We start from the raw sequence: 24,479 nt of genomic DNA, 5'->3' as shown, positions 1-24,479 counted from the left end.
CGCATGTTCTCGCGGATCAAGTCCCCCCAACAGCTGATCGCCGAATCCGGCGCCGACCTCGAAGGCCACAGCCTCAAGCGCGCCATGGGCCTCTTCCAGCTCGTGTGCTTCGGCGTCGGGGCGATCGTCGGCACCGGCATCTTCGTCGGCCTCGCCGACAGCGTCGCCGAGGCGGGGCCTGCGGTCGTCGTCTCCTTCGTCCTCGCCGCGATCACCTGCGTCTTCACCGCCTTCTCCTTCGCGGAGCTGGGCGGCGCGATCCCGGTCTCCGGATCCTCCTACTCCTTCGCCTACGCGAGCCTCGGCGAGCGGGCCGCCTTCCTCGTCGGCTGGTGCCTGCTCCTGGAGTACGGCGTCTCGGTCTCCGCGGTCGCCGTCGGCTGGAGCCAGTACCTCGACGAACTCCTCCACAGCCTCACCGGCCTCAGGCTGCCCGACGCGCTCGCCGCCGGCCCCGCCGAGGGCGGCGTGGTCAACCTGCCCGCGGTGGTCGTCATCCTGATGACCGCGACCCTCCTGGTCCGCGGCGTCCGCGAGAGCGCCCGCGCCACCGCCGCCATGGCGGTCCTGAAGATCGGCATCCTGATCGTCTTCTGCGCGATCGGCTTCTCCGCCTTCCAGGCCGGCCACCTCTCGCCGTTCGCCACCGAGGGCATGGGCGGCATCACCGCCGGCGCCTCGGTCGCCTTCTTCTCGTACATCGGCTTCGACGCCATCACCACCGCGGGCGAGGAGGTGAAGAACCCGCGCCGGAACATCCCGCTCGCCATCCTCATCTGCATCGGCCTCGTCACCGTGCTCTACTGCGCCGTAGCCCTCGCCGCGATCGGCGCGCTCGGCGCCGGCGAGGTCGCCGACAAGCCCGCCGCGCTCTCCCTCGTCGTCGACCAGGTGACCGGCTCCTCGGTCGGCGGCGGCGTCATCGCCTTCGGCGCGGTCGTCGCCATCGCCTCCGTCGTCCTCGCCGTGATGTACGGCCAGACCCGCATCCTGATGGCGATGTCCCGCGACGGCCTCATGCCCCGGGTCTTCGAACGGGTCTCCCCGAAGACCGCCACCCCCGTCGCCAACACCTGGATCGTCGCCGCCGTCTTCGCCGTCCCCGCCGCCTTCGCCCCGCTCGACGTCGTCGTCGACCTCACCACCATCGGCACCCTGGCGATCATGGCCGTGGTCAACCTCGCGGTGATGGTGCTGCGCCGCCGCGAGCCCGGCCTCGGCCGCTCCTTCAAGGTCCCGCTCTACCCGGCCAGCCCGCTCCTCGGCATCGGCTTCTGCCTCTACCTCATCTGGGGGACCGGCTGGCGGACCTGGCTGGTCTTCGCCTGCTTCCTCGTCGTCGGGGCGGTGCTCTACGGGGTGTACGGGCGCCGCCGCTCGCGCCTCGCGGACGCGGTCACGCCCGGGCGGGACGGCGCTGCGCGGGGAGCCGAGGGAGGGTGAACCAGACCGCCTTGCCCCGGGCGGTCGGCCGGTGCCCGCAGGCACTGCTGAGCGCCCGGATCAGCAGCAGTCCGCGTCCGTGCTCCTGCCAGGGATCCACCTCGGCGTCCGGATCCGGGCAGACCAGCTCCCCGGGGTGGGCCGGATCGGGGTCGTGCACCTCGATCTGACAGCCGCCGGGCGCCGCGAGCAGCTCCACGAACAGCTCGATCGGACCGTCGCCCCGGGTGTGCTCGACGGCGTTGGCCACCAGCTCGGCGGTGAGCAGCTCCGCCGTGTCGCGGTCCGGCCGGCCGGCCGCCTCGGCCGCGGCCCCACCGGAGGGATCGGACGCGTCGGATCCACCGGACGCGTCGAGGGCCGCGCGGACCAGGGCCCGGGCGAGGGGGACGGCGGCGGTGGTGCGGGGCAGCCGGACGCCCCGACAGCCGCCGGGCGCGGGGTCGGTGTCGTGGGGCATGGCGGGGCGGGCTCCCTTCGCCGGGGGTGGCGGGCGGACGACGTACGGTGACGGAGCGGGACCATCCGAGACGTCCTGGTTTCCACCCTATAGGGGGACGATTTCCCGCCATAGAGTCGCCCCTCCCGGCCCCCCGGGGACCCACGCCCCGCACGCCGGGACCTTCGGCGGCCCTCCGGGACGGGCCGCCCCCGCGCCCACCCGCGGGCCCCTCCACCAGCCCCCCGCCGACCCCGTCCACGGCCCCCGCGAGCCCCTCCACGGCCCCCGCGATCCCGCCTCCAGGCCCCCGCGAGCCCCTACAGGTCCTTCTCCACCGTCCGTACGTGCTCCGCGCCCCGCTCCCACAGCAGCGCGTGCAGCTCCGCGAAGACCTCCGCCGAGCGCCGCCCCGGCCAGCCCTCGGGCAGCAGCCCGGCCGGCAGCACCGGGTCCGCGTACGGCAGCCGGCGCCACGAGTCGAGGGCCAGGAGGTAGTCCCGGTAGGCGTCCTCCGCCGTGCCCGGGTCCTTCCGCCGGGCCGCGAGGACCGGCTCGTACCCGGCCAGGAACTCCTCGTGCAGCCGCGCGATGGCCGGCAGGTCCCACCAGCGGGCCACCGCCTCCGCCGTCGCCGCGTACCCCAGGTGGTCGCCGCGGAAGAAGTCCACGTACGAGGAGAGGCCGAGCCGCTCCAGGGCGTTGCGGGTCTCCTCGTAGTGCCGGGCCGGCGCGATCCACACGCCCGGGGCCGCCGTGCCGAAGCCGAGCCGGCCGAGCCGGGAGCGGAGCAGATGCCGCTTGTGCCGCTCCTGCTCCGGCACCGAGAAGACCGCGAGCACCCAGCCGTCCGAGAGCGACGGCTCCGTCCGGGCGTAGATCCGCCGGTCGCCGTCCTCCAGGAGCCGCCGGGCGTCGTCCGAGAGCGCGTAGCCCGCCGAGCCGTCGGGCGTCCGGCGGGCCAGCAGCAGCCCGCGCCGCTTCAGCCGGGAGACCGAGGACCGCACCGAGGGGGCGTCCACCCCGACCGTCGCGAGCAGCCGGATCAGCGCGGCCACGGGCATCGGCGTCCCCTCGGACGGGCGGCCGTAGGCGCCGTAGAGGGAGACGATCAGGGAACGGGGGGTGTGCTGCTCGGCCACGTGATCACTTTAGGCCGTATCCCCGGGAGCCGTGCCCCCGGAGGCCGCGCCCCTGGAAGCCGGGCCTCTGCGGGTCGTGCCCGTGGGGGCCGCGCCCTCGCGGGCCGGGGCGGACGGAGGGGGCGGGCCGGGCGGATCCGGTGCGTCCGGGCCGCGCAGCCGGTGGCGCTGGAGCTTGCCGGTGGCGGTGCGGGGGAGCGCGTCGAGGAAGACGACCGCGCGGGGCGACTTGTACGGGGCGAGCCGGGCGCGGACGAAGGCGCGCAGCGCGGCGGCGGTGGACGCGTCGCGCGGCACCCCGTCCCGCACCACCACGCAGGCCACCACGACCTGGCCGCGCAGCGGGTCCGGGCGGCCCACCACCGCCGTCTCCACGACGTCCGGATGGTCGAGGAGGACCTCCTCCACCTGGGGCCCGGCGATGCTGTGCCCGGCCGAGACGATCATGTCGTCGGCGCGGGAGACGTACCGGAGCAGGCCGTCCGGCTCGCGGACGTACCGGTCGCCGGTGACGTTCCAGCCGTCCCGCACGTACTCCGTCTGGCGCGGGTCGGCCAGATAGCGGCAGCCCACCGGTCCGCGCACGGCGAGCAGCCCCTCCCGGCCGTCCGGCACGGGCCGCCCGTCCGGCCCGAGGACGACGGCCCGCCAGCCGGGCACCGGGCGGCCGGTGGTGCCGGGGCGGCTGTCGGCGTCGGCGCCGGCGACGAAGACGTGCAGCAGCTCCGTGGAGCCGAGGCCGTTGATGAGCCGCAGCCCGGTCCGCGCGTACCAGCCGGTCCACACGGCCTCGGGCAGGTTCTCCCCGGCCGACACGCAGCGGCGCAGCGAGGACAGGTCGGCGGGGGAGCCGGCGGCGAGCAGGCCCAGCATCGCCTTGTAGGCGGTCGGCGCGGTGAAGAGCACCGAGACCCGGTGGCGGCCGGTCGCCGCGAGCAGCTGCTGCGGCCCGGCCCGGCCCATGAGGACGGTCGAGGCGCCGGCCCGCAGCGGGAAGACCAGCAGGCCGCCGAGGCCGAAGGTGAAGGCGAGCGGCGGGGAACCGGCGAAGACGTCGTCCGGGCGGGGCCGCAGCACGTGCGCGGAGAAGGTGTCGGCGGCGGCGAGGACGTCCCGGTGGAAGTGGACGCAGCCCTTGGGGCGGCCGGTGGTGCCGGAGGTGAAGGCGATCAGCGCCACGTCGTCCGCCGCCGTGTCGGCCGCCCGGTAGGGCCGCGCGGGGCCGCGCCCCGCGCGGGCGAGGAGGTCGCCGGACCCCTCGCCGCCGTACGGGACGACGGCCAGACCCGGCACGCCGGCGGCCCGCAGCTCGCCCAGCGCCCCCGCCTCGCACAGCGCCAGCGAGCAGCCCGCCACCCCGGCGACGAGGGCCAGTTCGGCGGCCCGCTGCTGCGCGGGCACCGTGACGGCGATCCCGCCGGCCTTCACCACCGCCAGCCAGCAGGCGGCCAGCCAGGGCGAGGTCGGGCCGCGCAGCAGCACCCGGTTCCCGGGCCGCAGCCCCAGCTCCCCGGTGAGCACGTGCGCGATCCGGTCCACCCGCTCGCGCGCCTCCCCGTAGCTCCAGCTCCCGCCCTCCCCGTCGTGGAAGGCCGGCCGCCCGGGACCGAACCGCTCCGCCGTCCGGTCGAGCAGCTCGGCGGCGCAGTTGAGCCGTTCGGGGTAGCCGGGCCCCGGCGGCCCGAGGAGCAGCCGGGGCCACTGCGAGGCCGGCGGCAACCGGTCCCGCGCGAAACCGTCCACGTGCCCGGAGGGGGCCAGCGGCATGCGGTCGGAGGGCACCGGCGCCGGATCCGTACGGCCGGAGGGGGACGGTCCCGCGTGCCCCGGGGGCGTCAACTCCACGCGGCCACCCCCCGGAGGCGTACCGGGGGCGGGCCGGAGGCCGCCGGTGCGGTGCGGGGGCGCCCGAGAGCGCGGGAAAGGACCCACATGCCCGCATTCTCACCCGGTACGGCGGCGGGCGTCCCGGCGGCCGGGGCGCGGCCCCGAACGGGGCGGGCCGGGACGGTGCTTGATCGACTGGTCGCGGCAGGGGGCGGGGCTTAGGGTCGAAAGGTGGACCGACCGGCCCACGGATCCTGCGGTGAGGGCGCGAAGCGCCATGAACGATCATGACTAGCGGTACACCGAAGCCGACGACCCCGACAGTGGAGGCACCGGCCTCCGGTGGCGACGGCAAGGGCATCGCCCTCTTCGTCATCGCGTCCTGTCAGCTGATGGTCGTCCTCGACATCACCATCGTCAACATCGCGCTCCCGCACATCCAGAGCGCCCTCGACTTCTCGACCACCAGCCTGTCGTGGGTGGTCAACGCCTACACGCTGACCTTCGGCGGTCTGCTGCTCCTCGGCGGACGCGCGGGCGACATCCTCGGCAGGCGACGGGTGTTCGTCTTCGGCGTGCTGCTCTTCGGACTGGCCTCGCTCTTCTGCGGTCTGGCGCAGAGCGAGTGGCAACTCCTCGCGGCCCGGGCCCTCCAGGGCGTCGGCGGCGCCATCGCCTCGCCGACCTCGCTCTCCCTGATCACGACGACCTTCGACGAAGGCCCTGAGCGCAACAGGGCGTTCGGCGTCTTCGCGGGCGTCTCGGCGGGCGGCGGCGCGATCGGCCTGGTGGCCGGCGGCATGCTCGTCGAATGGCTCGACTGGCGCTGGATCTTCTTCGTGAACGTCCCGATCGCCCTGCTCATCGCCTTCCTGACGCCACGTCATGTCAAGGAGTCGCAGCGCCACCCCGGCCACTTCGACCTGACCGGTGCGATGACCTCGACGCTCGGCATGGTGGCGCTGGTGTACGGCTTCATCCGCGCCGCCCAGGAGGGCTGGCGCGACCCGTACACGATCGCCTCGTTCTGCGCGGCCGTCGTGCTCCTGGGCCTGTTCGTGTTCGTCGAGCGCCGCTCCCAGCAACCCATCACCCCGCTGCGCATGTTCGCGGACCGCAACCGCTCCGGCACCTACGTCATCATGCTCTGCCTGGCGGCGGCCATCTTCGGCATGTTCTTCTTCCTCACCCTCTTCGTGCAGCAGGTCCTGGGCTTCAGCCCGCTGGAGGCGGGCCTCGCCTTCCTGCCGGTGAGCGCGATCATCGCGGTCGGCGCCGGCCTGACCTCCAACCTCCTGCCGCGCTACGGCCCCAAACCCTTCATGGTGACCGGCTCGGTCCTCACGGCGGTGGGCCTCTCGTGGCTGACCCTGACCGACGTCCACTCCACCTACGCCGGCAGCATCCTCGGCCCGATCCTCGTCTTCGGCCTCGGCATGGGCCTGATGTTCGTCTCCCTCACGATCATGGCCCTCTCGGGCGTCGAGCCCCGTGATTCCGGCGCGGCCTCCGGCCTGCTCAACGCCATGCAGCAGGTGGGCGGTTCGCTCGGCCTCTCCATCCTCGTCACCGTCTTCGGCACCGCCAGCCGCAACGAGGCCGACACCCAGGTCCCCGCCTTCCTCTCCCAGGCCGGCCCCCTGGAGAAGGCCCGCTTCGCCGAGACCGGCCAACTCCCGCCCCCCTGGGCCGACCAGGTCCTCACCTCCGGCGTCTCCGCCGGCTTCGTCACCGCCGCCGTCTTCGCCGTCGTCGGCGCCCTCGTCGCCCTCTTCGTCATCAAGGTCCGCCCCTCCGACATCGAGCGCCTCAAGGGCGGCGGGGCGATGATGCCGGGCGGGTGAGCACCCCGGACACGCGGGAAGGCCCCGCCGGGACGGCGGGGCCTTCCGTGCGCGGGGTCGTTCCCCGGACGTCCCTCAGATGTCCCGGAAAAGACTCGACGGCCCTGTGAGCTGCGCAGATTCACTGTGCGGGTCGGCTGACCTGGGAAAACGTCCTTTCCCTTCTTTCACCTTCGTGCCGCTTGATGCTGCTGAAAGTCCCAGGAAAGTCCCAGAGGCAGCTGGAGCCCTTCAGCCTGTCCGCCGGGTCAGGAATCGACCGGCGCCGGACCCGGCATCCGTCTCATCCGCCCAGGGCGGGTTCGCGCCGGCGACGGAGCACGTCAGGGCGGCGACATGGGCGGCGAAGGAGCAGGCGTCGGTGACGTCGTCGAGGGTCAGCGCATCGAGCCGGCCGCCGAGGTGTCCGAGGGCGGCGAGGCGGTGGAGGAGGCCCGCGGTGAAGGAGTCCCCGGCTCCGACGGTGTCGACCACGGTGACAGGAGGGGCCGTGACGGTGACGCGCGTGCCGTCGAGTGACGCGAGGGCGCCGTTGCCGCCGAGGGTGATGACGACGAGGCGGACGCCGGCTGCGTGCCAGGTGTCGCACGCCTTGTCCAGCCCGGTCTCAGGGACGAGGGCGGCGCAGTCGTCCTCGCTGAGGCGGAGGATGTCGCCGAGGGCGCACCAGTGGGGCAGCCGTTCGCGATAGGCGGAGGGCGGTACGAGCAGGGGGCGGACGTTGGGGTCGATGGACACGGTTGCGTGTTCGCGGACCTGAGCGAGGTGTTCCTCGATGCGGTTGCCGGCGGGCCGGCGGATCAGCGCGAGGGAGCCGGTGTGCAGGCAGGCCGCGTCGTCGTTCCGCCTCGTGGCGAGTTCGCTGCTGGTCCACTGCCAGTCGGCGGCGCCCTCGGCGTAGAAGGTGTACGCGGCCTGGCCGGTCGCGTCGAGGTCGGCGACGGCGAGTGTGCTGGGCTCGGAGGTCATCACGCTGTCGGCCAGGTCGACACCGGAGGCGCTGAGGCGAGCGCGGAAGAGGGTGCCGAAGGCGTCACGGGAGAAGCGTCCGAGGAATCGGGTGGGGGTGCCGAGCCGGGCGAGGGCGACAGCGGTGTTGGCCGGGCCTCCTCCGGCAAGCGCCCGCAGGGCCAGTCCGCCGGAATCGGACCGGTCGCGGTCCTCGAAGATGTCGGCGACGCACTCGCCGAGGACGTCGACACTGCCGGGGGACCCGGGTCGGGCCATGGTGACTTTCTGCCTCTCAGGTAGGACGCGGGGCTGTCGCCCCGCGCCGCGGAAAGCAGCCGAGGGCGCCGTAAGGGCGTGGGGGCTGCGGTGGACATGTCTGCCGCGCACGGTGCGGAAAGTGCGTGGCCTTTCCGTGCGGCAGGCCGGCCTTCAGGGCTCGTGTGGCCGGGGAATCAAGCGCCCTGCGTTCCCCGGCCCGCCAGTTGGGCTTCTCGGGGGAGGTCTGCTGCGATCAGGTTCCATGCCGCGACGGCGAACTCGCCGCGTCCTGCCCCTGTCGTACGGGCCTGCAGCCGCCACGGTCCGTCGGTGGACGGGTAGAACCGCAGGGTGAGGACCTGTTCGTCGGCCAGGTAGACCTCGGCTATCGAGCGGTCCACGATCACGCGGAGCTCGACGGGGGTGTTGGGGCGTGCCGCGGCCGGGCAGGGCGCGGTGTATACGCCTCCCCGTGCCCGCGCATCCGTCGAGGCGCGGGTGCGGTCGACGATGAGGCGGCCTGCCGTGGGGTCGAGGGTGATGTCGAGGTACTCGGAGCCGTCGGCGGAGGTGATCAGGCGCAGCCCGCTGGTACCGGTGGTGTCCGGTGTCAGGGCGGCCGTGAGGTCGAAAGTGTGGCCGATCCTGCCGAGTTCGGCCGGCTCGGTCCGTGTGACGTGGCCGGTGCCGTGCAGGACGCGCGGGCCGCGCAGGGCCAGCAGCTCGCGGGCGGGGCGCTGGGCGACCGTGCCGTCGGCGGTGAGGCTGACCTCTCGGGGGAGCGTGAGGACGCCTGCCCAGCCGGATTCGTGTGCCCAGGCGTCGTCCCGGGCCTCCCAGGCCCAGCCCCACATCAGCCAGCGGTCTTCTCCGGGTGCCTTCAGCAGGGCGGGGGCGTAGAAGTCGGGACCGTGGTCCAGCGGCACGGGGACCGAGGCCGCTTCGAAGCGGCCGTCCTTCTCCCGGCCGGTGACGACGGTGGTGTGGCTGGGGCCGCCCTGGGGGGTCCAGTCACTGAGGATCAGGGCGCTTCGGTCGCCGAAGGTGGCGTACTGGGGGCACTCCCAGCCGATCGGGCCCGCAGCAGCAGCGGTGTCGCTGGTGTGGAAGGGGCCGCGGTACGTCCAGTGCTCCAGGTCCTCGGACTCGTACAACAGCGCCGCGGCGCTGCCGTCGTCGAGGGCGGAGCCGACCAGCATCCGCCAGCGTTCGTTCTGCCGCCAGACGTAGGGGTCGCGGTACATGGTGGTGCCGGCGGGAGGTTCGGGGATGAGCAGGTCAGGGCGTTTGGTCCAGGTGTGGCCGTTGTCGTGGGACTCGGCGGTGGTGACCGGCTGCCACCAGCGGTCGTTGCGGTGGGCGGAGTAGAAGGCCACCATGCGGTCGCCGGTGGAGATGGCATTGCCGGAATAGCAGCCGTCGGCGTCGTATCCGCCGGGGGTGGGGGTGAGGGCGACGGGGAGGGGTTCCCAGGTGATCAGGTCGGGGCTGCGGTAGTGGCCCCAGTGCATGTTCGCGTGCTGGGGGCCGTGCGGGTTGTACTGGAAGAAGACGTGGTAGTAGCCGTCGTGGAAGACCAGGCCGTTGGGGTCGTTGATCCAGTTGCGGGGCGGTCGCAGATGGACGGCGGGCAGGTGGGGGTCGGCAGGCGACGTGGACACACGGGGCCTTTCTCAGGGCGTGCGAGGCACACGGAAGTCATGAGGACGGGGCGGATCCAACAGCGCGGGTGCGGGGTCAGCCCTTGACGCCGGTGGAGGCGATGCTGTTGACGAACGACCGCTGGAACGCCACGAACAGGGCGAGGATCGGCACGGTGATCATGGAGGAGTAGGCCATGATCTGGCCCCAGCCCACGTTGAGCTGGAAGAAGTAGGAGATGCCGACCATCACCGGGCGCAGTTCCTCGCTCTGGACGACCATCAGCGGCCACAGGTAGGAGTTCCAGGCCGGCAGGAAGGTGAGGATGGCGACGGTGGCGACGGCGGGGCCGGACAGCGGCATCACGATGCGGCGGTAGATGGTGAACCAGCCGGCGCCGTCCATGATCGCCGCTTCGTCGAGTTCCTTGGGGATGCTCTGGAAGAACTGGTGGAAGAAGAAGATCGAGAAGGCGTTGGCGACGAACGGCAGGATCTGCACCTGATAGGTGTCCATCCAGCCGGTGGTCCACTCCAGCTGGAAGCCGTTCACGCGCAGGAGCGGCAGCTGGTTGACCCACCACACCAGCGGCAGCGCGAACGTCTCGAACGGCACGATGAGGGTGGCGATGACCGTGGTCAGGACGACCTTGCGGCCTGACCACCGCATCCGGGCGAGCGCGAAGGCGGCCAGGCTGTTGACGATGATGCCGAGGACCACGGTGATCGATGAGATCAGCACGGAGTTCAGCAGGAACCGTGCCGCGGGGACCCGGTCGAACATGGCCGTGTAGTTGTCCAGCGACAGGGCGCCGACCGGGAGGAAGGCGCTCACCGAGCCCAGGTCGCCGAAGATCTGGTCGTCCGTCTTGAACGACGAGACCAGCATGAAGACGAGCGGGAGTGCGAAGACCAGGGCCAGGACGATGCGTCCGGCATGACCGCCGAGTCGCTTGAGGAGGGAGGTCATGTCAGTCCTTCTCCCGGGTCAGGAACCGCTGGACGAGCGACACGGTCAGGACGAGTACGAAGAAGATCAGCGAGATGGCCGCCGCGTAGGCGGTCTGCTGCTGGTCATAGCCGGTGCGCACCGCCTGGAAGACGACGGTGGTGGTGGAGTCGAGCGGGCCGCCCTGCGTCATCACCCTGATCTGGGTGAAGAGGCTGAACGCCGCGATCGTGATGGTGACGAGCACGAAGGTGCGCGTGGAGCGCAGCCCGGGCCAGGTGACGTGGCGGAAACGCTGCCAGGTGGTGGCTCCGTCGAGTTCGGCGGCCTCGTACAGTTCGGCGGGGATGGTCTGCAGACCGGCCAGCCAGATGATCATGTGGAAGCCGACGCCCTGCCACACCGACATCAGGATGATGGCGGGCATCGCGGTGGCCGGGTCGCCCAGCCAGTCCGGGCCCTGGAAGTGGCCGAGGGTCAGGGTCGAGATGATGTTGTTGACCAGGCCGTCCTGCCGGTAGAGGAAGGTCCACAGGAGGGACACCACGACCATCGAGGTGACGACGGGCAGGAAGTAGACGGTCCGGAAGAAGTTGATGCCCCGCACCTTGGCGTTGACCAGCAGTGCCAGGACGAGGGCGAGGCCGGCCTGGAGCGGGACGACGACCACGGCGAAGTAGATCGTGTTGCGCAGGGACTTGTAGAAGACCGGGTCGGTGAAGAGCTGGGTGAAGTTCCTCAGGCCCACGAAGCGGGCCGGGGTGGGCGAGATGAGTCTCGCGTCGGTGAAGGCCAGGGCGAAGGCGAGGGCGACCGGTACGACGAGGAAGACGATCAGCAGCACGACGGCCGGGGTGGCCATGCCGAGGGCGGTGAGGCTCTCACGGCGACGGGCGTTGTTCGTGCGGGTTCGCCGGACCGGACGCAGCCGCTGGGGGGCTGCGGTCTTGGTGGTCACGGTATCTCCAGGGAGCCGGTCCGGTTCGGGCTGGGTGGTCGGGGGCCCGAACCGGACCGGGGCGGGGCGGGGCGGGTCAGCCTGAGTAGTTGTTGTTCGTCTTCAGGTTGTTGTCGATGTTCTTCGCGGCCTGGCCGAGGGCGTTCTTGGGGTCGGCGCCGGCCAGGATGTCCTGCGCCGCCTTCTGGAACTCGGTGGAGATGTAGGGGTAGGCCGGGGTGACCGGTCGCAGCGTCGCGTACTTCTGCGCGAACTGGACGAGCACCGCGAACCTGCCGCCGGGCTGGTAGTCCTCGACCTGTGTGGCGGCCTCGTTGGTGGCGGGGATGGTGCTGGTCGCCTTGGCGTAATCGACGAAGTACTTGGTCTGGCGGGAGAACTTCAGCCACTCCTGCGCGCCCTCCTTGTTGGAGCAGGTGGAGCTCATGGCCCACTGCCAGGAGGCGCCGCCGATCTTCGGGCCCTTGCCGAAGTCGACCGGCGGGATGATCGCCAGGTCGTCACCGAGCTTCTCGGCGTTCTTGGTGGCGTTCCAGCTGCCGTCCCACTGGATGGCGCTCTTGCCGGCGAGGAAGTCCTTGTTGGGGTCGGCGCCGGACTTCTTGGCCATGTAGCCCTTGGTCACCAGCGACTGGAACCAGTCGCCCCACTCCACGGACTCCTTGCCGTCGAGGGTGCCGGTGGCGGTCTTGTAGCCGTTGCGGTCGATCAGGTCACCGCCGAAGCTCTGCAGCTGCGGGGAGTAGGCGTAGGGCCACCACTCGCCGCTGCCGCCGGTGCCCATCTCCAGCGGGTAGGTGAACTTGCCGCTCTTCTTCAGCTTGGCCAGGGCGGCGTCGAACTCGTCCTTGGTCCAGGGCTTGTCCATGGTGGGGATACGGATGCCGTGCTCGTTGAGGACGGACTTGCGGGCGAAGAAGGCCAGGGAGACGTCGTAGTGCCCGAAGGAGTACAGCTTGTCGTTGTAGGTTCCGACGGTGCTGTCGAGCTGGTCCTCGACCGGCACCTGGCTGCCGGTGACGTCGATGGGGGCCAGGTAGCCGCCCCAGGCCCAGTTCGCCACGTTGGGACCGTCGACGTCGAGCAGGCAGGGCAGCTTGCGGGCCGAGGCGGCGGCGACGACGGAGTTGTTGTAGTCGGTCTGCGGGAACGACTGCAGCTCGACCTTGTACTTGCTCTGGGAGCCGTTGAAGTCCTTGATGATCTTCTTGACGACGTCGAGCTCGGCCGAGTTGCCGGCGTTGTGCGTCCACAGGGTCAGCGTGTCACCGCTGGCCCCGGACGAGCTCCCGCCACTGCCGGACGCGCATCCGGCGACGAGCGCGGTTGCCGCCGCGGCGGCTACACTCGCAGCAGCGAGGCGCCTTGTTCTGAACACCACGAGGTTCCTCCATCTCACGGAGGCGGGTCTTGCAGGACCCGCCCTTGGCGACCGGTTGCGTCGGTCGCTGTTCTTGGTGGCCGTCCCGCGCCCACTCCGGACTCTCGGAGCGGGTGGCGGGACGGCTGTCTTTTGTCGCCGGCCTAGTTCCCGGCTGGGGCGCCGAGGGAGGAACGCTCCCGCAGCGGCATGGGGACCCGGTGGACGATCGGGTCGAGGGGCCCTCCGCGCAGGATGAGCTCCACGGCCAGGCGTCCGAGCTGGTAGTGCGGCAGCTTCAGCGTGGTGAGCGCGGGCCGCAGCACGGAGGCGATGTCCTGGTCGTCGAACGAGATCACCGACACGTCTTCGGGCACCGACAGCCCCGCCTCGGCGAGCGCCTGGTAGGCGCCGAAGGACACCCTGTCGGCCAGGCACACCAGCGCCCGGGGGCGGGTCCCGGCCGCCAGCAGGGCGGACACCTCCCGGTAGCCGTCCAGCGTGTCCCAGTCGCATTCGATGACGCCGTCCAGGCGGGCGCCGCCCTCGCGCAGCACTTCCTCCAGGCCGCGCATGCGTTCGTTGCCGGCGATGATCCCCTCGGGCGTGGCCGGGACGGCCTGGTGGCCGCCGATCGCCCAGATGCCCTGGGTGTGGCCGGCCGCGAGCAGGGCGCGTGCCGCGTCCCGGCCGGCCTCCAGCTCGTCCGGGATGACGGAGGGGGCGTCGAAGCCGGGGGCCAGACAGTTCAGCAGCACCACGCGGCGGCCGAACAGCTCCTTGGGCGGAGTGACGTACCGGGTGAACATCGTCGCGTAGATCACCGCGTCCACCTGGCGGTCCAGCAGCGCGTGGACCAGCGAGGACTCGGCGGCGCGGTCGCCGCCCGCCTCGGTGATGAACAGCAGGTTGTCCCGCTCGCGGGCGGCCTCCATGGCGCCGCGGATGACGTCGCCGGCGAACGGGGTGGTGGTGATCCGGTCCGAGACGAACCCGATGGTCTGTGTGGACTTCGTCCGCAGGCTGCGCGCGGTGACGTTCGGGCGGTAGCCCAGCTGCCTGGCCGCTTCCAGGACCCGTTCCCGGGAGGCGTCGGAGATGCGCATGTCGGTACGGCCGGACAGAGCGAACGACGCGGTCGTCGGCGATACGCCCGCCTCGCGGGCGACGTCGGCCATGGTCACGCGGCGTTCGGACATCGGTGGATCAGCTCCGCTCGGCTAAATCGGATTAGCAAGATGCGATGAGATTGCTTCACTCGTCATGCGCTGTCAACACCCCGGACATCTCGCCTGCGTAACGGTGACTTTCTGTACCGATTTGCACATCTCTGGGTAGCGCGAAGCTGAGATTCGTATGCGTTAGCTCTTGCATTAGCGGCGACGGCGCCCGAACCATGCCGACCCATCACCTAAATCGAATTGGCAGGCCGTCAGGTCGCCGTCTGTCACGCAGCCCAGGAGGCAGCATGAGGAGAAGAACCGCCCTCAGGGTCGTATCCGCCGCCGTCGGCGGTGCCGTCGTGCCGCTCTCGTTCGCACCCGCTTTCGCCGCCACCGGCGGCCGGCCCGAAGGTCCCCAAAAGCCCACCGCCCGCTGGGACTTCGACGAACGGTCCGGCGCGGTCGCCCGCGAGGCGGTCTCCGGATCGGCCGCCCCGGTGGACTACGTCTTCAACGACGCCCGGTACAAGCCCGACAGCGACCCCGTACGCCGCCGTGGCGTGCAAGGCCGGGCCCTGTACTTCGACGGCTACTCGACCTACGTGACCGCCGAAGGACCCGGCAAGCTCCACCTCGCCGGAGGCATGACCATCGACGTATGGATCGCCCCCTACGCCTACGAGCACGGCATCGACGGCAAGCCCCAGGCGTTGGTCAACCAGCACGACCCGGGTGCGAGGACGGGCTTCCTGCTCGGCCTGCGGCGTTTCGGGCAGATCGTCTTCCAGCTGGGCTTCGGCACCGATCTGGTCGAGGTCAAGGGGGATCCGGGCCGGCCGGCCGCCAAGGGCCGGTGGAGCCACGTCGCGGCCACCTACGATCCTGCCGCCCACCAGCTGCGCCTCTACCTCGACGGCCGCCTGATCGGTACCACCGTCACCCCCGACAAGGCCCCCGAGCCCGCGCCGGGTGAGCCCTTGCTCATCGGGAAGCACAACCGTCCGACCCTGCTCAACGGCGAGTTCCACGCCAACATGTACATGGGCCTGATGGACAGCCTCGCCATCCGCCCCGGCGCCCTGGACGACGCGACGGCGCAGCGCGAGCACGCCGAGAAGATCGCCGCGCTGCCCGGTCACCGCGTGCCTCGCCCGGACCTGACCCACCACCGGTCCCGTTTCGACGGCGACCGGCACCGCCCCCAGTTCCACATGCTGCCGCCCTGGCACTGGATGAACGAGCCGCACGCCCCGGTCTACTTCAAGGGCAAGTACCACATCTTCTACCAGCACGACCCGCTCGGACCGTTCTGGGGACAGATCCACTGGGGCCACGCCGTCAGCACCGACATGGTCCACTGGCGCGACCTCCCCATCGCCCTGGCCCCCGCCGCGGACTCCGCCGGCCCTGACGGCATCTGGTCGGGATCCGCCTGCGTCGACGGCGACCGCGGCCCGGTCCTCTTCTTCACCGGCGGCGACGACCGGCTGCCCTACCGCCAGCGCACCGGCATCGCCGTCTCCACCTACCAGACGGACGGCGACACCGACCTGCCCACCTGGACGATGCGCTCCGAGCCGGTCACCGAAGCCCCGGCGAACCTGCCGGCCGGTCCGGGAACCGCGTGGGCGGAGAACTTCCGCGACCCGTTCGTCTGGGAAGAGGACGGCCTCTGGTACCAGCTCGTCGGCAGCGGCATCGTCGACTACGACGGCGCCCAGGTCACCCGCAAGCACGGCGGAACCGCTCTCCTCTACACCGCACGCCGGCCCGAGGGCCCGTGGACCTACAGGGGCCCGCTGCACTGGAACGACCTCGCCAAGGTGCCCGAGCCCGGTGAGGTGTGGGAGCTGCCGGTGCTCCTTCCGCTCCCCGGTCCCCGCGGCCGGCGCACCGGCAAGCACATCCTGCTGATCTGTCCGTGGTGGGAGGGGTTCAACCCGAACGCCGTCAAGCACACGTACTACTGGATCGGCACCTTCGACAAGCGCGAGCACCGCTTCGTCCCCGACCACGAAAAGCCCCGCGAGTTCGACTTCGGCGAGCACTTCACCGGCCCGTCCGGCTTCGTCACCCCCGACGGCCGGTCCGTGGTCTTCAGCATCACCCAGGACCGCCGTACCGAGCAGCAGCACGCCCAGTCCGGCTGGGCGCACAACGCCGGCATGCCCGTGTCCGTCTCCCTGCGCCAGGACGGCACCCTCGGCGTCGAGCCGATCGCCGAGGCCGCCGGTCTGCGGGGCACGCGACTGGCCCGCGTCCGGCACACCTCGGTGGCGGAAGTGAACCGGCGGCTCGCCGCTGTCTCCGGCGACCTGCTGGACATCCACGCCGTCATCGAGCCGCGCGGCGCGCAGACGATCACCCTGGCGGTCCGGGCCTGCGCCGACGGCACCGAAGAGACCCTGCTGACCTACGACACGGACGAGCGCCGCTTCCTGATCGACCGCGGCCGCTCCAGCCTCGACCCGGACGTCCGCAAGGGCGTCCACGGCGGCAGCGTGGAACTCGACGGCGGACGCCTCACCCTGAGGGTCCTGCTCGACCGCTCGATGCTGGAGGCGTACGTCAACGGCACCAACAGCATCACCAGCCGTATCTATCCCACCCGCGAGGACGCCACCGGCCTGCGGCTGGCCGCCGACGGCGGGTCGGCGCGCGTCGTGTCCCTGGACGTCTGGCGCATGAACGGCGCCTACGACACCCCGGCCGCACCCGCCGCGTACGACCCGCCGCGCCCGGCAGACGTCGACGCATTGCCCAACCACGACTTCGCCACCGGCGACCTCACCGGATGGACCATCGTCTCCGGCACGACCTTCAGCGACGCCAACGTCACCACCCGCACCGACTGGGGCTGGGGCGGCCCCTTCTACCAGGCCGAGACCGAAGCCGACCCGACCGGCCACCACCTGTGGGGCTTCAACCCTGCCGGAGGCGGCGACGGCGCCACCGGTGTCCTGCGCTCCGCCACCGTGGTCCTCGGCGGAGACGGCGTGATCGACCTGCTCGTGTCCGGCGGCAACGACCCCGACCGGCTCTACGCGGCCGCCGTCCGCGCCAGCGACGGAAAGGTGCTGGCCAAGACCACCGGCCGGAGCACCGAGCAGTACCGCCGAGTCGTCTTCGACCTCTCCGCCCACGTCGGCGACCGGATCTACATCGAGGTCGTCGACCAGGCCGACGGCGGCTGGGGCCACATCAACGTCGCCGACGTCAACGTCCCCGTCCGGCGCCCCTGACCCCCACCCCCTACACGCGTCAGCCCGGGGCCGTACCGCGCCCAGGGCCGGCGTTCACCCCGCCCGATCAACCCAACCCCACACCGACGGAGATTCGTATGCGAACCCGTGCTCCATCGAGAACGGCGACCAGCCGCAGTTTGCAGCGCCTGCTGCTCGCGCTCGCGATATGTCTGGGTCTGACATCGCCTGTGATGACGCAGTCCGCCAGCGCGACCGAAACCAGCCTGTCGAACCCCGGCTTCGAGACCGGCGACCTCAGCGGCTGGACCACCACCGGCACCGCCTTCACCGGGGCGGTCACCGACGACCCGGGCTGGGGCTGGGGCTGCTGCTTCAACCAGCAGGGCTCCTACCACCTGTGGGGATTCGGCGCGGGCGGTGACGCCGCCACCGGGACGGTGACGTCGGAGCCGTTCACGCTCACCGGCACTGGCATGGTCAGCGTCCTGGTCTCCGGCGGACGCAACGACAACGACCTCTACGCCGCCCTGACCACCCTCGACGGAACTGTCCTGCACAAGGCCACCGGCGCCGACAACGAGTCGTACCGCCGCGTCACCTGGGACGCACGCGAGCACCTCGGCAAGCAACTGCGCATCACCCTCGTCGACAAGGCCACTGGCGGCTGGGGCCACATCAACCTCGACGACGTCCGCGTCGGCACCGACCCCGCACCCGCTGTGACCACCCTGTCGAACCCCGGCTTCGAGACCGGCGACCTCAAGGGCTGGACCACCACCGGCACCGCGTTCAACGCGGCCGTCACCGACAAGACCGGCTGGGGCTGGGGCTGCTGCTTCAACCATGCTGGCACCCGACACCTGTGGGGCTTCGCCGCCGGCAGCGACGCCCTCACCGGGACGGTGACGTCGGAGCCGTTCACGCTCACCGGTACCGGCATGGTCAGCGTCTTGGTCTCCGGCGGACGCAACGACAACGACCTCTACGCCGCCCTGACCACCCTCGACGGAACCGTCCTGCACAAGGCCACCGGCGCCGACAACGAGTCGTACCGCCGCGTTACCTGGGACGCACGCGAGCACCTCGGCAAGCAACTGCGCGTCACCCTCGTGGACAAGGCCACCGGCGGCTGGGGCCACATCAACCTCGACGACATCCGCGTCGGCACCGACCCCGCACCCAACCCGACCGTGAAGGGACTCGCCGCCCACTGGGACTTCACCGAAGGCCAGGGCACCACCACCCGGGAGAAGGTCAGCCAGGCCGCCGACCCCATCAGCTATGTCTTCACCAACGCGCAGTACAAGCCGAACAGCGACCCGCTCTGGCGCCCGAAGAACGAAGCTGACGGTGTGCTCTCCGGCGCCCTGCTGTTCGACGGCTACTCCACCTGGGTCACCCGGGCCGCGGATCAGACGCAGCTGTCCACGGACGGCCTGACCCTTGAGGCATGGGTCGCGCCGCGTGCGTTCGAGTGGGGAGACGACGGCAAGCCGTCCGTCGTCGTCAACCAGCAGGACAAGGCGGCCAAGCGGGGCTTCTCCCTCGGTGTCGGCCGACACGGCAGGTGGCAGTTCGGCATCGGAACAGGCGACGCCTGGTACGAGGTGACGGTCCCCAAGCCGGCGGCCCTGGCCGCGGGCAAGTGGGCGCACCTGTCCGCCGTCTTCGCTCCGAACGAGGGAGCGATCAGGCTCTTCCTCAACGGTGAGCAGGTCGCCCAGACCGCCGTCCCCACCACCGCGCGGCTGGCCAAGGCCGACGTCCCCCTGATCATCGGCCGTCACAACCAGCCGGCCATCATCAATGGCACGTTCGCCGTGAACATGTTCAACGGCCTCATCGACGAGGTGAAGGTCCACAACAGCGCCCTCACCCCGGCCTCGGTCACGGCCGGCCACCAGAAGGACGTGCAGTCCTTCGCGGGCGGTACCACTCCCAAGGCTCAGATGGAGATGGACCGCTCCCGGTACGACGGGGACCGCTACCGTCCCGGCTACCACTTCACCGCCCCGAACCACTGGATGAACGAACCCCACGCCCCCATCCAGTACAAGGGCAAGTATCACCTCTTCTACCAGTTCAACTCCCACGGCCCCTACTGGCACAACATCGCCTGGGGACACACCGTGAGCGAGGACCTGGTCCACTGGCGCGACCTGCCCGTCGCCCTCGCGCCCACCGAGGACAGCGTGGCGCCCGACGGGGTCTGGTCCGGCGATGCCGCCTACGACGAGAACGGTGTGCCCGTCCTGCTGTTCACGGCCGGCAACGACGCGCAGCGCCCCAACCAGGCCACCGGTCTCGCCCGCCCCGTCGACCCGGCCGACACCGACCTGGTCGAGTGGAAGATGGACCCCACCCTCGTCACCAGCCAGACCGCCGACCTGAACGTCGGCGCCGGCCGCAAGGTCCGCTTCGGTGACTTCCGCGACCCCTTCGTCTGGCAGGAGGGAGACACCTGGTTCCAGCTGATGGGCTCGGGCGTCCAGAGCACCGACGGCAAGGACATCGGCGGAACCGCCCTCCTCTACACCTCCAAGAACCTCACCGACTGGACCTACTCCGGCCCCCTCATGGTCGGTGACGTGGCAGCCCACCCCAAGACTGGACAGGTCTGGGAGCTGCCCACCTTCCTGCCCATCGGCAAGGACGCCCAGGGCCGCGAGCGCCGGGCCCTGCTCATCAACCCGGCCTTCCCCGCCGGCCCCGGCGAGTACAGCAGCAAGTACGTCTACTACTGGGTCGGCACCTGGGACGCCGCGAACCGCCGCTGGACCCCCGACACCACCGAGCCCAAGCTCATGGACTACGGCGACCACTTCACCGGCCCCAGCGGAACGGTGGACGACAAGGGACGCTCCCTCGTCTTCAGCATCGCCCAGGACCGACGCACCGAACGTGCCCACTACGACGCCGGCTGGGCCCACAACGCCGGCCTGCCCATCGAGCTGTCCATGCGCCCCGACGGAGACCTCGGCTTCCGCCCCGTCGAGGAGGTCTCCCGCCTCCACACCGGAGCACCGCTCCTGGACATCACCACCCCCACCTCCCTCGCCGACGCCAACAACCGCCTGGCCGGCATCAAGGGAGACATGCTCCACATCAAGCTGACCATGGAACGCGGCAGCGCCGGCACGTTCGGCCTCGACGTGCTCCGCAGCCCCGGCGACGAGGAACGGACCCGCCTGTTCTACGACGCCCCCGCAGGACAGCTGGGCGTCGACCGGACACGCTCCGGGAACAACTCCAGCGCCGAACCCGGCTTCGGCATCCACAAGGGTCCGCTGACCCTCACCAACAACACTCTGACCCTCGACGTCTTCGTCGACCGCTCGATGATCGAGGCGTACGCGAACGACCACAAGTCCATCACCACCCGCGCCTACCCCTTCCGCCAGGACTCCCTCGGCCTGCGCCTCTTCGGCGACGGCAGCACCGTCAAGTCCATGACCGTCTGGAAGATGGGCAACATGACCGACTGACCCAGCCACGCTGTTCGACGGCCCCGGGCAGCAACGCCCACGCCCCTGCCGGCCCGGTCCGCGGTCTCGCCGCGGGCCGGGCCGGCGCATCGCCTGGTTACGCTGTTCGCGGGCGTGTACGGCGTGGGCGCAAAGTCCCAGAGAAGTCCCACGAAGCGTCGCCACACCTCCTGTGGTGTGCATTGTCGCAGGTCAGAGGGGCTTCGATGGCTATTACCTGACGATCTTTCAAATGTCCCGGAAGATCTCGATCTGCGCGCCCACCGAGTTCAGGCGCTCGGCCAGGTCCTCGTAGCCGCGGTTGATGACGTAGACGTTGCGGAGGACGGAGGTGCCTTCGGCGGCCATCATCGCGAGGAGGACGACGACGGCGGGGCGGAGGGCGGGCGGGCACATCATCTCGGCGGCGCGCCAGCGGGTGGGGCCCTCGACCAGGACGCGGTGGGGGTCGAGGAGCTGGAGGCGGCCGCCGAGGCGGTTGAGGTCGGTGAGGTAGATGGCGCGGTTGTCGTAGACCCAGTCGTGGATGAGGGTCTGGCCCTGGGCGGTGGCCGCGATGGCCGCGAAGAAGGGGACGTTGTCGATGTTGAGGCCCGGGAAGGGCATCGGGTGGATCTTGTCGATCGGCGCCTCCAGCTTGGAGGGGCGGACCGTGAGGTCGATCAGGCGGGTGCGGCCGTTGTCGGCGGCGTACTCGGCGGAGCGGTCGTGGTCGAGGCCCATCTCCTCCAGGACGGCGAGCTCGATCTCCAGGAACTCGATCGGCACCCGGCGGATGGTCAGCTCGGACTCGGTGACGACGGCGGCGGCGAGGAGGCTCATGGCCTCGACCGGGTCCTCGGAGGGGGAGTAGTCGACGTCGGTGTCGATCTCCGGGACGCCGTGCACCGTCAGGGTGGTGGAGCCGATGCCGTCGACCCGGACGCCGAGGGCCTCCAGGAAGAAGCACAGGTCCTGGACCATGTAGTTGGAGGAGGCGTTGCGGATGACGGTGACGCCGTCGTGGCGGGCGGCGGCGAGCAGCGCGTTCTCGGTCACGGTGTCGCCGCGCTCGGTCAGCACGATCGGGCGGTCCGGGGCGACCGAGCGCTCGACCTGGGCGTGGTAGAGGTTGTCGGTCGCGGTGATGTCGAGGCCGAAGCGGCGCAGCGCGATCATGTGCGGCTCGATCGTGCGCGTACCGAGGTCGCAGCCGCCGGCGTACGGCAGCTTGAAGCGGTCCATGCGGTGCAGCAGCGGACCGAGGAACATGATGATGGAGCGGGTGCGGATGGCGGCCTCGGCGTCGATGGCCTCCATGTCCAGCTCGGCCGGCGGCACGATCTCCAGGTCCACGCCGTCGTTGATCCAGCGGGTGCGGACGCCGATGGAGTTGAGGACCTCCAGGAGGCGGAAGACCTCCTCGATGCGGGCGACGCGGCGCAGCACGGTGCGGCCCTTGTTGAGGAGGGAGCCGCAGAGGAGGGCGACGCAGGCGTTCTTGCTGGTCTTGACGTCGATGGAGCCGGAGAGGCGGCGGCGGCCGACGACGCGGAGGTGCATCGGGCCGGCATAGCCGAGGGAGACGATCTCGCTGTCGAGGGCCTCGCCGATGCGGGCGATCATCTCAAGGCTGATGTTCTGGTTGCCGCGCTCGATCCGGTTGACGGCGCTCTGGCTGGTGGCCAGGGCTTCGGCGAGCTGCGTCTGGGTCCAGCCGCGGTGCTGCCGTGCGTCACGGATGAGCTTGCCGATGCGTACGAGGTAGTCGTCTGCCATGGCGTCACGTTATCTCAGATATGAGATGAGTCGATCACCGGGGTGCGGCATTCGGGTGACGTGTCGTTACTTATGAGGATATATGACCGATTCGGTCTACTGGGGGAGGTCGAAGGCCGTGGGGTGTCGCGGCTCGTAGAGGGGGATTTCCGTGCCGCTCGGCAGCCGTACCGCCGCCAGCAGCCCCCAGCGCTCCTCGGTGATGGCCCGTGAGATCTCCGCGCCCCTGTCCTCCAGCGCGGTGAGGGTACGGGTGAGGTCCTCGCACGTCAGGTAGACCTCCGGCCGCGTGGAGCCCTCCTCGGGGGCCGGGTGGACCGCGACCTCCGCGGGCGGCAGCCGGAACACCAGCCACCCCCGCCCCGCGTCCACGTACGGGAAGCCGGCGACGTCCCTGAGGAAGGCCCGGTCGGCCTCCGCGTCCCGGCTGTAGAGGGTGATGTGCGCGCCGCTGAACATGCTCCGAGCCTCCGCCGGTCCGGAGCCCCGGGCAACGCGGGCGCGCCCGAACGGAGTCCCGCGGAGCCGGAGCGGGAGCCGGCGGCGACGGTGGTGGTGGGGCTGGAGCCGGTGGCGGTGGCGGAGCCGGTGCCGGTGTGGGTATGAGTGGCGGAGCCGGAGCCGTTGTGGGCGGCGGCGTGCGGCGGCCCGACGGCTCCTCCGGTTCTCAGCCCGCCGCCCTTTTCCCCGGCCCGCCGGCCGGCGTCAGCGTCCACGTGCCGCGCGACCGCACGTACAGCAGGCCCGGCTTCCTCGGCGTGACCACCGTGCGGGTGAAGGCGCCCTCCCCCTCGCACAGCGCCTCCCCGGGGCGGAAGTCGGGACGCAGGAGGTGGAGCGCGAAGGCGGAACCGGAATGCTGGGTGACCCGGAACCGCTCCCGGCCGCCGGGATGCCGCAGGACGTACGAACCGGCCGACGAGAGCCCGTCGTCCAGGAACAGGGGGTCCAGGGAGGGGAGCGCGTCGACCGGGTGCAGCCAGGCCCGCCACCTCTTCCCGGTGTGCATCCGGAGGCGGATCCCGGGCTGTCCGTCCGCCGGGACCGGGACGACGGCCCTGGTCAGCACGGAGGCGTGGGTGAGGGGCTGCCGGGGCCGCCCCTCACCGGGCGGGCCGTCCAGTTCCACCCAGGAGCCCTCGGGCCGCTCCAGGTGGACGACGAGCACCGCCGGCTCGTTCGCGCCGGTGCGGTGGAGCAGGATCTCCGCCCCGCCCCGGCCCTCCCGCCGCTGCCGCTCCCCGGTGTGCGCCGGCCACGCCTCGTACGCCTCGGGGGCCGGCGGCGTGCGGGGGACGGGAGGGGTGCTCGTACGGCTCCGGGGAGCCGGAGCGGCCGGGCGTTCCGGCTCCCGCAGCCCGCTCTCGATCGGCGCCCGGCCCTCCATGAGCCGTACGGCGTCGGCCGCGCACACGGCGACGGTCCGGACCGTGCCGCCGGCGGGCGCCCACCGCACCTCTTCGGCGGCGCGTCCATGGCGGGGATCGAAGAAGCAGAGGGGGAGGCGGTGCGGCCGGGGGCGGCCGTCGAGGGCCGCGTCCAGGCAGGCCAGGGCGTGCCGGCCCGCGTCGAGGGCGCGCAGCACGTCGGCGGCGTCCCGCAGGTCCCGGTCGCCGACGAAGTCCCGCTTGGCCCGCTCGTACGCGTCCAGCGCCCGCCGGTAGTCGTCGAGCAGGGCGGGCTCGTGCACGTCGTGGTCCGGTACGAAGGGGTGTGCTGCGAGCGCCTCCCCGAACGCCGTGATCTCCGCGTCGACCCGGGCGAGGTCGGCCTCCGCCCGGTCCGCCCGGTCCGTCTCCTCCGCACGTCCGCGCCCTCGGAACAGGCCCCGGATCGCCCCCACCACGCCGTCGGTCATGCGGGTGATCGTAAGGGCGGCCGCCACTCCCGGGGCCCGCCGGTTCGTGGAGACCTCGCCGTTCTGGCCGGGAGGTGGCCGATCGCCCCGGTCCGGAGGTGGCCGACCGGCCGGCCCCGGACGCGGGAAGCCCGTCCGGGACCGGGCGGGCCCGGGCAGGCGCTGTCGGCCGCTGCCGGCCGCGATCGCGGGACCGGG

Annotated in this window: 16 protein-coding genes; 4 read left to right on the top strand and 12 right to left on the bottom strand. The window is 71.5% G+C overall.

Translation table 11 applies throughout. From position 1 onward, the window contains the following. Nucleotides 1-3 precede the first annotated feature (3 nt). A complete protein-coding gene (locus tag IE326_RS02755) occupies nt 4-1,443 on the top strand; it encodes an amino acid permease (protein ID WP_190040726.1) in 1,440 nt (479 codons plus the stop codon). Here IE326_RS02755 and IE326_RS02750 read toward each other — a convergent pair. From IE326_RS02750 to IE326_RS02740, 3 genes are all read right to left on the bottom strand, one after another. Beyond that, nucleotides 1,397-1,903 carry an ATP-binding protein gene (locus IE326_RS02750; RefSeq protein WP_150235884.1) on the bottom strand — a complete coding sequence of 169 codons (507 nt, stop codon included), beginning with the start codon at nt 1,901-1,903 and terminating at the stop codon, nt 1,397-1,399. The genes IE326_RS02755 and IE326_RS02750 overlap by 47 nt on opposite strands. A 299-nt stretch (nt 1,904-2,202) precedes the next feature. Beyond that, complete coding sequence (locus IE326_RS02745; RefSeq protein WP_150235882.1) at nt 2,203-3,024, bottom strand: PaaX family transcriptional regulator; 822 nt, start codon at nt 3,022-3,024, stop codon at nt 2,203-2,205. Nucleotides 3,025-3,033: 9 nt separating this feature from the next. Further along, nucleotides 3,034-4,791, bottom strand: coding sequence for an AMP-binding protein (locus tag IE326_RS02740; RefSeq protein WP_190042133.1), 1,758 nt, complete (start codon nt 4,789-4,791; stop codon nt 3,034-3,036). A 347-nt stretch (nt 4,792-5,138) separates the two neighbouring features. On the opposite strand from IE326_RS02740, the gene IE326_RS02735 reads away from it, so the two are divergent. After that, complete coding sequence (locus IE326_RS02735; RefSeq protein WP_190040725.1) at nt 5,139-6,695, top strand: MFS transporter; 1,557 nt, start codon at nt 5,139-5,141, stop codon at nt 6,693-6,695. 231 nt (nt 6,696-6,926) lie between these two features. Here the strand turns inward: IE326_RS02735 and IE326_RS02730 are convergent, their stop codons facing one another. The 6 genes from IE326_RS02730 to IE326_RS02705 all read right to left on the bottom strand — a co-directional run bounded on the left by IE326_RS02730 (nt 6,927) and on the right by IE326_RS02705 (nt 14,010). After that, complete coding sequence (locus IE326_RS02730; protein ID WP_190040724.1) at nt 6,927-7,922, bottom strand: carbohydrate kinase family protein; 996 nt, start codon at nt 7,920-7,922, stop codon at nt 6,927-6,929. 176 nt (nt 7,923-8,098) lie between these two features. After that, nucleotides 8,099-9,565: a glycoside hydrolase family 32 protein gene (locus IE326_RS02725; protein ID WP_190040723.1), complete on the bottom strand. Its 1,467-nt coding sequence runs from the start codon at nt 9,563-9,565 to the stop codon at nt 8,099-8,101. A gap of 76 nt (nt 9,566-9,641) precedes the next feature. Further along, nucleotides 9,642-10,514 (bottom strand): carbohydrate ABC transporter permease, encoded by an 873-nt coding sequence (locus tag IE326_RS02720; RefSeq protein WP_187743062.1) that lies wholly within the window; start codon nt 10,512-10,514, stop codon nt 9,642-9,644. A gap of 1 nt (nt 10,515) precedes the next feature. Further along, entirely contained in the window at nt 10,516-11,451 is a 936-nt protein-coding gene (locus IE326_RS02715; RefSeq protein WP_187743063.1) for a carbohydrate ABC transporter permease, read from the bottom strand. A 76-nt stretch (nt 11,452-11,527) separates the two neighbouring features. Next, the gene (locus IE326_RS02710) at nt 11,528-12,829 is read right to left on the bottom strand and encodes an ABC transporter substrate-binding protein (RefSeq protein WP_229915178.1); all 1,302 of its coding nucleotides are present in this window, start codon (nt 12,827-12,829) and stop codon (nt 11,528-11,530) included. A 146-nt stretch (nt 12,830-12,975) separates the two neighbouring features. Then, complete coding sequence (locus IE326_RS02705) at nt 12,976-14,010, bottom strand: LacI family DNA-binding transcriptional regulator (protein ID WP_190040721.1); 1,035 nt, start codon at nt 14,008-14,010, stop codon at nt 12,976-12,978. Nucleotides 14,011-14,279: 269 nt separating this feature from the next. Here IE326_RS02705 and IE326_RS02700 point away from each other — a divergent pair, with 269 nt between their 5' ends. Together IE326_RS02700 and IE326_RS02695 are read left to right on the top strand one after the other, a co-directional pair. Continuing rightward, entirely contained in the window at nt 14,280-17,216 is a 2,937-nt protein-coding gene (locus tag IE326_RS02700) for a GH32 C-terminal domain-containing protein (protein ID WP_190040720.1), read from the top strand. A 194-nt stretch (nt 17,217-17,410) separates the two neighbouring features. Next, nucleotides 17,411-20,665: a GH32 C-terminal domain-containing protein gene (locus IE326_RS02695; RefSeq protein ID WP_190040719.1), complete on the top strand. Its 3,255-nt coding sequence runs from the start codon at nt 17,411-17,413 to the stop codon at nt 20,663-20,665. 228 nt (nt 20,666-20,893) lie between these two features. On the opposite strand, the gene IE326_RS02690 is transcribed toward IE326_RS02695, so the two are convergent. The 3 genes from IE326_RS02690 to IE326_RS02680 all read right to left on the bottom strand — a co-directional run bounded on the left by IE326_RS02690 (nt 20,894) and on the right by IE326_RS02680 (nt 24,281). Then, complete coding sequence (locus IE326_RS02690) at nt 20,894-22,423, bottom strand: helix-turn-helix domain-containing protein (RefSeq protein WP_150235878.1); 1,530 nt, start codon at nt 22,421-22,423, stop codon at nt 20,894-20,896. A gap of 96 nt (nt 22,424-22,519) precedes the next feature. Continuing rightward, entirely contained in the window at nt 22,520-22,882 is a 363-nt protein-coding gene (locus IE326_RS02685; RefSeq protein WP_150235876.1) for a VOC family protein, read from the bottom strand. A 208-nt stretch (nt 22,883-23,090) separates the two neighbouring features. Further along, complete coding sequence (locus tag IE326_RS02680; RefSeq protein ID WP_190040718.1) at nt 23,091-24,281, bottom strand: hypothetical protein; 1,191 nt, start codon at nt 24,279-24,281, stop codon at nt 23,091-23,093. Between the last annotated feature and the right edge of the window lie 198 nt (nt 24,282-24,479).

It is taken from the genome of Streptomyces filamentosus (assembly GCF_014654895.1).
Classification (GTDB): domain Bacteria; phylum Actinomycetota; class Actinomycetes; order Streptomycetales; family Streptomycetaceae; genus Streptomyces; species Streptomyces filamentosus.
This window is presented reverse-complemented; position numbering and strand designations above follow the sequence as displayed.